Genomic DNA, 9762 nt, shown 5'->3' with positions numbered 1-9762 from the left:
CATCACAGTAAACAACCCTGATGGCACAAGCACCAGCACCACGGTGAATAACGGTAAAGACGGTAAGAGTCCAACCGTAACCTTGGTTGAAAACCAAGACGGCAGCAAAACCGTTACTGTTAATAACAACGATGGTTCAGCTCCTGTTTCAACAAACATCACCAACGGCAAAGACGGTGCAACCGGTCCGGCAGGTCCACAAGGTCCTAAAGGCGAAGATGGCACCCCTGGTGGTGTAGGTGATGTTCAGCCGGGTAAAAACATTACCGTTGATACCAAGGATAATCCTGATGGTAGCAAAACTTTCACTGTACACGGAAAAGACACAACTGTAAGTAATGGCTCTGACAAAGTTGTAGTTACACCTACACCTAATACTGAGACTGGTGTTACTGATTACAAAGTTGATTTAAGCCAAGACACCAAAGATAAGATTGACGGCGGTTTTGGTTTGAAAGACCAAGAGGGTAACGAAATCAAGCAAGGCTTGAATACAGCCATCGCTGTGGTAGGCAAAGGTCCGTCATTAAGCACATCTGTCATTACCGATACAGACGGTGCTAAGAAACTGCAGGTCGCTTTGACCAATAATGTTCAAGTTGGCGAAAAAGGCGAACCAGGTCAAAACGGTCAACCAGGCAAAGACGGCATTGATGGCACAGTTGGTGTAAACGGTAAAGACGGTTCATCTGTGGTGTTAAACGGCAAAGATGGCTCGATCGGCTTGACAGGTCCGAAAGGTGCTGATGGCAAAGATGGTGCATCTGCGAATATCAGTGTTAAAGATGGTCGAGCAGGTTTAGATGGTGCTAAAGGTCAAGATGGTAAAGATGGTACGGAAGGTAAAACTCGTATCGTTTATGAAACCAAAGATCCGAAAGACCCAACTAAGACCATTACCGAAGAAGTAGCAACCTTGAATGATGGCTTGCGTTTTGCAGGTGATGACAAAGATGTTGAGGTGAAACGCCCATTGAACTCTCGCTTAGATATTAAGGGCGGTGCTAACAAGGATAAGCTGACCGATAATAATATTGGTGTTGTTGCAAATCCTGATAAAGGTACCTTAAATGTCAAATTGGCTCAAAACATTGATTTGAGCGATAAGGGCAGCGTAAAAACAGGTAATACGAAGATCGATAATGATGGTTTAACCGTCGAGGGTGGTCCGACAGTAACAAAAGACAAAGTTGATGTTGCAGGCAATAAAGTTACCAATGTAAAAGACGGTGATGTAAATGCAAACAGCAAAGATGCTGTAAATGGTAGCCAATTATATGAGGTTAAAGAAACTGCAGAAGCTGGTTGGAATTTAACTGTAAATGGTAAAGACAGCTCTAATGTTAAACCAAGAGCAACTGTTGATCTTAATAATAAAGATGGCAACATTGAAATTACCAAAAATGGCAATGATGTAACCTTTGGCTTAGCGAAAGATGTTAAATTGCCAGAAAACGGTAGCTTAAATGTTGGCGGTGTTACTATTAATAATCAAGGTATTAACGCAGGCAACAAGGTTATCAGCAATGTTGCACCGGGTGTTAGAGGCACTGATGCGGTTAATGTGAACCAACTTAATGCTGTTGATAATAAAGTGGGCAAATTAGATAAACGTGTTCGTGGTATTGGAGCAAGCTCTGCTGCCGCAGCATCGTTACCACAAGTTTATATCCCTGGTAAGTCAATGGTTGCCGCTGCTGCTGGTGGATACGCTGGTGCTTCAGCACTCTCTGTTGGTTACTCTAGAGCAAGTGATAATGGTAAAGTCGTCTTGAAATTACAAGGTACTGCAAACAGCCAAGGTCACTTATCTGGTGGGGTTGGCGTAGGCTATCAGTGGTAATTTATCATTAGTTTTAAACTAGCTTTAAACTGGTTTTAAATTAACCGAGTATTAAATCTGTACTTGAAACGTAAAAATATTTACGGAGTAAAGTGCAGATTTTTTATTTGGCATTTTTAGTCTATAAGCGGTTAGAAATGTAAAGAAATTTGCATTCTCATTAAGATCCCTTATACTCGTTTTCAATTTAGTCGGGGTGCTACTTGTAGCTGAGATGATACCCGTGAACCTGATTCAGTTAATACTGCCGTAGGAAACTAAGCGATGAAAACCATAATATCCCTTTCTTCATATTCAATTTTTAATCTCTCTTTATTTCTCTTATTCACTGCTTAAATCCTAATAGGTGTTGGTATGTGGTGTGTGGAGATTCGTGATCTCTCTTTAGCCTTTGGCTCGCAAAAGCTATTTGAGCATTTTAATTGGCAGCTTTCTTCGAGTAAGTGGACGACATTACTTGGCACATCTGGTGTGGGGAAATCCACCTTATTACGCACCATAGCAGGCTTAGAAAATGACGCTATTACGGGCGGAAAGGTTATTTATCAAGCCGAAACCAAGATTGCGTGGATGGCACAACAAGATAATTTATTACCTTGGTTATCTCTGCTAGATAATGTGCAGTTAAAGGCTTATTTATCAGGTACAAAAACATCAGAAACTTGTGATAAAGCCTATCAAATGTTGGTGGCGGTGAAGATGGATAAGCATCTTAACAAGCCTTGTTATCAACTCTCTGGTGGGCAACGACAACGTGTGGCATTGGCAAGAGTTCTGATGCAACAGGCAAATTTGATTTTGCTTGATGAGCCTTTTTCTGCACTAGATGCTGTAACTCGCCATCAACTGCAAGATTTAACCCAAGAGTTACTTGACGATAAAACGGTATTATTGGTTACACACGATCCATTTGAAGCTATTCGATTGAGTGATCAAATCTTTATCTTAAAAGATCAGCCAATCAGCATATCAGCCCCTATTTTCCCACCGAAAGCCACACAACAAGCGGAAATGTTAGGTTTACAACAACGGCTTTTAGCCGAATTAGCAAGCGGTGAGATATGAAAAAATTTTTGCAAATCTTCTCTCTAATCCGACCGCTTGTGATCTTGCTAGGCTTATTTGGCTTATGGTGGCTGTGTACTCAACTTTTCTCATTACCCCATTATATTTTGCCTCCGCCTGAAAGTGTGGTTGCAAGGCTTTTTTCGCACTTTTCACTCTTGTGGCAACACGCACAAATTACATTACTTGAGATTTTAATTGGATTACTTTTAGGCTGTAGTTTTGGGCTATTTACCGCATTATTGCTCTATTTTTCTCGAACCCTTTCTCATTTTTTACTGCCAATTTTGGTGATTTCTCAAGCTATTCCTGTGTTCGCCATTGCACCATTGCTTGTACTTTGGTTTGGATATGGGCTGGCATCAAAAATTGTGATGACGGTTTTGATTATTTTCTTTCCTGTAACGGCTGCCTGTTTTGATGGTTTACGTCATACCCCTAAGAATTGGTTAGATCTCGCTAAAACTTTGGGCGTTTCGCCATTAAGAATATTACTAAAAGTGCAATTACCTGCCGCTTTACCTGCTTTAGCATCGGGCTTGCGTATTGCGGTTTCGATAGCTCCTATCGGTGCAGTGGTTGGGGAGTGGGTTGGATCTTCAGAAGGGTTAGGCTATTTGATGTTACACGCAAATGCTCGAATGCAAGTGGATTTGATGTTTGCGGCTTTATTTATGTTAGTCATTATGACTCTTTGCCTTTATTTTTCCGCTGATTTATTGCTGCGGCGTGTAATCCCTTGGGCGAGAGAATTACGTTAAATAAAATTTGTTAGAGATAATCAATAAAAGGAGAAAAAATGTCGATTATTCAACAGTTTATACAACAAGCAACGCCACATTGGCAAGACTATACTCATCACGAATTTGTCCAGCAACTTGCGAAAGGGATATTGCCGAAAATCGCTTTTCAGCACTATTTGAAACAAGATTATCTGTTCTTATTTCAATATAGCCGAGCGATTTCATTAGGCATTTATAAGGCGGAAAACTTTGCACAAATTCGTCAAGCTCAACAAGCTAATAATGAGCTGTTAAATGAAATTGAACTCCATATTCAATTTTGCAAAGAGTGGGGAATCTCAGAGCAAGAACTGTTTAGTACACAAGAATCATCGGCTTGTGTGGCTTATACCCATTATGTTTTAGATTGTGGAATAAAAGGTGGATTAGCCGAGTTATATACTGCAATTGCCCCTTGTGCTATCGGTTATGCGGATATTGCGAAATATATTGTAGAGCAGAAATTAAGCCCAGAGGGTAATCCTTATCAAGCGTGGATTGATGCTTATGCTTCACCATCTTTTCAACAAGCAGCACAAGATTTGGCACTGTTTTTAGATAAGCTGTGTGCATCGCTTTCACCACAACAGCTTCAATCACTTCAAGCAATTTTTAATACAGCAACTCGAATGGAAGCTGCTTTTTGGCAGATGGGGCTAGATTTAAGTTAATTAACAACCAAAGGAGAAAATAATGAAAAAGCTAATCAACATACTCTGTGTATTCTGTGTCTTTAGTTGGGCAAATAATGTTGCGGCAAAAGAGAAACTTTCACTATTACTAGATTGGTTTGTAAACCCCGATCACGCTGCCATTATTGTGGCACAACAGAAAGGGTATTTTGCTCAAAATGGTTTGGAGGTGGAGATTATTGAGCCTGCCGATCCTTCATTACCGCCGAAGCTAGTCGCAAGTGGTAAAGCTGATATTGCTATCGACTACCAACCGCAACTTTTACAACACGTTTCGGAAGGATTACCACTTGTTAGAATCGGGACGTTAGTTTCAACACCATTGAATAGTTTAGTGGCATTAAAAAATGGCAAAATCAATCAGTTATCTGATTTAAAAGGCAAGAAAATTGGCTATTCGGTAAGTGGTTTTGAGGATAGTTTATTAGAGGCGATGCTCTCTTCCGTCAATTTAACTCGTCAAGATGTTGAATTAGTGAATGTGAATTGGTCGCTCTCACCATCTTTGCTGTCGGGTCAGGTTGATGCGGTAATTGGTGCATTCCGTAATTTTGAACTTAACCAACTACAACTTGAAAAACATCAGGGGATTGCTTTCTTCCCAGAAGAACACGGTGTACCTGCTTATGACGAACTGATTCTAGTAGCTCATCAGCAACATCTTTCAAATGCAAAACTTTCAGCATTTCTGACCGCTTTAGAGCAGGCAACCACCTATTTAATTAACCATCAAGATGATGCGTGGAAACTCTTTGTCAGCTATAAACCGAAAGAGTTGGATAATGAATTAAATCGTTTGGCTTGGCGAGATACGCTTCCACGTTTAGCACTTAGACCAAGAGCGATGGATAATCATCGTTATCAAAAAATGGCGGAGTTTATGCACCAAAGAGGGTTAATTAAAGCCATTCCTGAAGTTAAACATTATGCGGTTGAAATCCAGTAAGGAGGAAAAATGCGATCCTATTATTTAGCTAAAATTCGTGCAAAAAATCCGCTTATTCATAATATTACTAACATTGTGGCGGCAAATTATTGTGCAAATGGGCTGCTCGCTTTGGGGGCATCGCCCATTATGGCGGTGGCGATTGAAGAAATGGAAGATGTGCCAGCTATTAGTCAAGCTCTAGTAATCAATATTGGGACATTAGTCGGTAAAGAAATAGAGGCGATGTTGTTAGCAGGTAAAACCGCAAATCAATTAGGTATTCCTGTGATTCTTGATCCTGTTGGCGTAGCGGCTACGCAATATCGCAAGCAAACCGTAGCACAACTGCTGGCACATATTCAGTTCAGCGGTATTCGTGGTAATGCTGGGGAGTTTGCTTATTTAGCAGGGGCAGATTGGCAAGCGAAAGGGGTTGATGCGGGTAAAGGCGATGCGAACTTAAATGCTATCTGTCAGCAAGTGGCACGAAAATATCAAACTATTGCAATGATGAGCGGTGAAGTTGATGTGATTAGTGACGGTAACCGAATTGCTACGCTACACAATGGTTCGCCAATGTTTCCTAAAGTTACGGGATCAGGTTGCTTATTAAGTGCAATTTCTGGGGCATTTTTTGCGGTGGCGGATAAAAGCGATTATTTCAATGCAGCGGTGGAGTGTTGTAGCACCTATGCTATTGCAGGTGAGCTTGTCGCAAAATCCCTTAAAGCAACCCAGTATGGGCAATTTTATACGGGGTTATTAGATAAATTAGCGGAAATCTCTGCACAAGAGGTGGAGCAAAATGGGAGAGTGAATTATGTCTAAGATTGCTCAAGTTTTAACGATTGCAGGTTCGGATAGTGGCGGTGGAGCAGGTATTCAGGCAGATTTGAAAACCTTTCAAATGCGTGGTGTATTCGGTACTTCAGTGATTACCGCTGTAACCGCACAAAATACGCTAGGTGTATTTGATATTCACACCATTCCATTAAATACCATTGAAAGCCAACTAAAAGCCATCGCCGATGATTTTCAAATCAAAGCGTTTAAAGTTGGAATGTTAGGAACGAGTGAGATTATTGAGTGCGTAGCGGAGAATATTAAGCGGTATGATTTTGGGATTTTTGTGCTTGATCCTGTAATGATTGCAAAAGGTGGATCCGCGTTGTTGCAACAAAACGCAATTCAATCATTAAGCCAAAAATTATTGCCGTTAGCAACGGTGATCACGCCAAATATTCCTGAAGCAGAAAGTCTAACAGGAATTCAAATTCACGATGAACAATCACTTTTACAAGCGGCAGAATCACTACGTCAGCAAGGGGCAAAAACAGTGGTAATTAAAGGCGGACACAGTATGAATTCTCAAAGTGAAATTTGCCGAGATTGGGTCTTTTCAGAGAATGAAACCTTTTATGTGGATTCGCCACGTTTTAATACACCCCATACACACGGTACAGGCTGTACTTTTTCGGCTTGCTTAACGGCAGAATTAGCCAAAGGGCATTCTCTCAAGCAGGCATTGCATACAGCAAAAGCCTTTATTACTCAAGCGATAAACCAACCGTTAGGAATTGGACAAGGGCACGGGCCAACAAACCATTGGGCGTATAAAGAAGAACAAGCGGTCAGTTTGGAGAGATAAAATGCAAAATATTCGTCAAATCTTACCGCTTTACTTTGTTGCAGGTAGCCAAGATTGTTGCCATTTGCAAGGTAAGGCAGCGGATAATTTAGTCGCTGTATTGGAAGAGGCGTTAAAAGCAGGAATTACCTGTTTTCAGTTTCGTGATAAAGGCAAATTGTCTTTAGAACAATTCCCTGAGCAACAAATCGCTTTAGCCATCAAGTGTCGAGACCTTTGTCGCCAATATCGAGTGCCTTTTATTATCAATGACAATGTTGAATTAGCGTTAGCCATAGAGGCTGACGGTATTCACGTTGGGCAGAGCGATATGAACCCCAAAGCTATTCGAGCCAAAACCGATAAGCCACTGATTATCGGATTGTCGGTAAATAAAATGGAAGAAGCAGTATTCAGCAATGCGGTTGATGAAATTGATTACTTTGGTATTGGACCGATTTTTCCTACTCAGTCTAAAGAAGATCCTAAACCTGTTGTCGGAATGGGGTTTATCCAAAAATTACGCCAAGCAGGCATTACTAAACCATTGGTGGCGATTGGTGGCGTGAAGGAAGATAGTGTTGAGCAACTTATCGCTTATGGGGCAGACGGTGTTGCAGTGATCACTGCGATTACTCAGGCTAAACATATCGCCACAACGGTAGATAGCTTTTTGAAGCATATAGCAAAAGGAGCAAACAATGCAAAATAGCCCGCAAAAAGTCGCAACAGCAACAATGGTTGGTACAGCGATTGAATACTTTGATAACTATATTTATGCAATGGCAGCCGTATTGGTGTTTAACCAACAATTTTTCAGTAGCGATGATCCGATGACAGGGCAGTTAGCGGCACTTTCAACCTTAGCATTAACCTTCATTGCCAGACCGTTAGGTGCTGCTATTTTCGGGCATTTTGGTGATCGTATTGGGCGTAAAAAAACCTTTATGATGTCGTTATTGTTAATGGGAGTATCTACCGTCATCATTGGTTTACTTCCAACCTACGAAAGTATTGGTATTTGGGCTACCATAGGGCTTTGCTTATGCCGTATCGGTCAAGGTATCGGCTTAGGGGGAGAGTGGGGTGGTGCAGCCTTAGTTGCTATTGAGAATGCTCCGCAAGGTAAACGAGGTTGGTATGGCATTTTCCCACAATTAGGTGCACCTATCGGTTTATTAGCTGCTAATGGTATCTTTTTGCTGATAGTTGCCCTATTTGGCGAGCAAGCATTATTGGAATGGGCGTGGCGTATTCCATTTTTAAGTTCGGTAGTGCTAATTGCTATCGGCATTTATGTTCGTTTAAAACTGACCGAAACCCCTGTTTTCTTAAATGCAATGGAAACGAAACAACCGCATAAAATTCCGATGTTATCGGTATTGACTACCTATTTTAAACCTTTCTTCTTAGGAATGATGATTTCGGTTGCAGGCTATGTGCTATTTTACATTATGATTGCTTTTAGCCAAATTTATGCCAAATCAGCCCCTGTGCTATCTGAGGCAGGTTATGCAATGGGCTTAGGCATTTCAGCTAAAACATTTACGACCTTGTTAATGTGCAGTGCTTTTTTTCTTGCAATAACTATCGCACTATCTGGCGTTTATATTGATAAAATCGGACGGAGAATTTGGCTTATTGTAGCCACTTGGGGCGTGGTGTTATTAGGTGTTACTTTGCCACTATTTTTAGAAAATGGAACAACCCAAAGCCTATTTTGGTTCTTAATGATTGGAATGGGGTTGATTGGAATGGGCTATGGACCATTGGCAAGTTTTCTTCCCGAATTATTTCCAACATCCGCCCGTTATTCAGGGGCATCGTTAGCGTATAACTGTGCTGGAATTTTAGGGGCAAGTGTTGCGACACTTATTACGTTAAAACTAAACGCAAATTACGGTTTAAAAGCTGTTGGACTTTATTTGGCGGTAAATGGACTTATTAGTTTATTAGCTCTGTACTGGGTTAAAGAAACTAAAGATGTGGATTTAGTAAACGAAAAATTGTTGTAAATACAATGAATTAAAAAGGTGGATCGCACTTTGGTACTGAATACTTATTCGCAAACAAAATAGTAATCGGTGTAATAATTACAAGGTTTTTGTTAATTAATGCTGAATAAATTTACATAACTATACTTTTGTGCAAATAGCATATTGAAAAAGATATTTTATATCCATATAATTAAGTTAATGTAAATTATGATTGATTTTGTTTTTTTAATGTAAATAAATCAAAGGGGGAGATTATGAAAACATTTACAAAAAAAACATTGACATTGTCATTAATTTTAGCTTGGAGTGGGCAGGTTTACGCTGACGTAGCAACTCCTACAACAACAAATCCTATACCAGAAAGCGGAAAAGGTGTAATCAACTGGGCTTCAACTCGAGCCAATGTTCAAGATGCGATTAGTTCTCCAAATGAAAGTGGTAGTGCTCGCACATTAAATACTTCAAAAGTGATTGATCTATTTAACAGACTATCTACGGAACATCTTACAATCTATAAATCTCTCTTTAGTACTAAAGATGCAATGAAAGATGGTCAGCCTATTACGGATGAAAAGGGCAATAAAATTAAAGTTGGTTTAATTCCTATACTGACGGATAAAACCGAAAGTTTGAATAAAGATGTGAAGAGTATTAATACAGTGCTAAAAGGTTTGCTTAGTAATGAAGAGGTGACAGATCCAGCTACAGGCAGCAAATTACCAAAAGGTCTAATTCCAACGCTTACAGAAAAAACACAAAATTTAAGTGAAGAAGTTGCTAAAAAAGCAAATAAAGATGATTTGGACAAAAAAGCAGACAAAGATTACG

10 protein-coding genes and 1 riboswitch are annotated in these 9762 nt (G+C 40.2%); all 10 genes read left to right on the top strand.

The features are described 5' to 3' along the window. On the top strand, positions 1–1843 hold a 1843-nt coding region (locus tag A1D25_RS00175), incomplete at its 5' end, for a YadA-like family protein (protein WP_205420558.1). A gap of 182 nt (positions 1844–2025) precedes the next feature. Further along, positions 2026–2116, top strand: a riboswitch (TPP riboswitch). A gap of 81 nt (positions 2117–2197) precedes the next feature. Then, positions 2198–2908, top strand: coding sequence for an ABC transporter ATP-binding protein (locus tag A1D25_RS00170; RefSeq protein WP_157393713.1), 711 nt, complete (start codon positions 2198–2200; stop codon positions 2906–2908). Then, entirely contained in the window at positions 2905–3669 is a 765-nt protein-coding gene (locus A1D25_RS00165; RefSeq protein WP_157393712.1) for an ABC transporter permease, read from the top strand. The genes A1D25_RS00170 and A1D25_RS00165 overlap by 4 nt, the downstream gene beginning before the upstream one ends. A gap of 38 nt (positions 3670–3707) precedes the next feature. Next, on the top strand, positions 3708–4361 hold the full coding sequence (gene tenA / locus A1D25_RS00160) for a thiaminase II (protein ID WP_157393711.1): 654 nt from the start codon (positions 3708–3710) through the stop codon (positions 4359–4361). Positions 4362–4383: 22 nt separating this feature from the next. Then, positions 4384–5328 carry an ABC transporter substrate-binding protein gene (locus A1D25_RS00155; protein WP_157393710.1) on the top strand — a complete coding sequence of 315 codons (945 nt, stop codon included), beginning with the start codon at positions 4384–4386 and terminating at the stop codon, positions 5326–5328. A 9-nt stretch (positions 5329–5337) separates the two neighbouring features. Further along, positions 5338–6138, top strand: coding sequence for a hydroxyethylthiazole kinase (gene thiM, locus A1D25_RS00150; protein WP_157393709.1), 801 nt, complete (start codon positions 5338–5340; stop codon positions 6136–6138). Continuing rightward, positions 6131–6958: a bifunctional hydroxymethylpyrimidine kinase/phosphomethylpyrimidine kinase gene (thiD, locus tag A1D25_RS00145; protein ID WP_157393708.1), complete on the top strand. Its 828-nt coding sequence runs from the start codon at positions 6131–6133 to the stop codon at positions 6956–6958. The genes thiM and thiD overlap by 8 nt, the downstream gene beginning before the upstream one ends. Before the next feature lies 1 nt (position 6959). Then, on the top strand, positions 6960–7649 hold the full coding sequence (gene thiE, locus A1D25_RS00140; RefSeq protein ID WP_157393707.1) for a thiamine phosphate synthase: 690 nt from the start codon (positions 6960–6962) through the stop codon (positions 7647–7649). Next, the gene (locus A1D25_RS00135; RefSeq protein ID WP_157393706.1) at positions 7639–8952 is read left to right on the top strand and encodes an MFS transporter; all 1314 of its coding nucleotides are present in this window, start codon (positions 7639–7641) and stop codon (positions 8950–8952) included. The genes thiE and A1D25_RS00135 overlap by 11 nt, the downstream gene beginning before the upstream one ends. 236 nt (positions 8953–9188) lie before the next feature. After that, on the top strand, positions 9189–9762 hold a 574-nt coding region (locus A1D25_RS00130), incomplete at its 3' end, for a hypothetical protein (RefSeq protein WP_157393705.1).

It is taken from the genome of Ursidibacter arcticus (assembly GCF_009761375.1).
GTDB lineage: Bacteria > Pseudomonadota > Gammaproteobacteria > Enterobacterales > Pasteurellaceae > Ursidibacter > Ursidibacter arcticus.
This window is presented reverse-complemented; position numbering and strand designations above follow the sequence as displayed.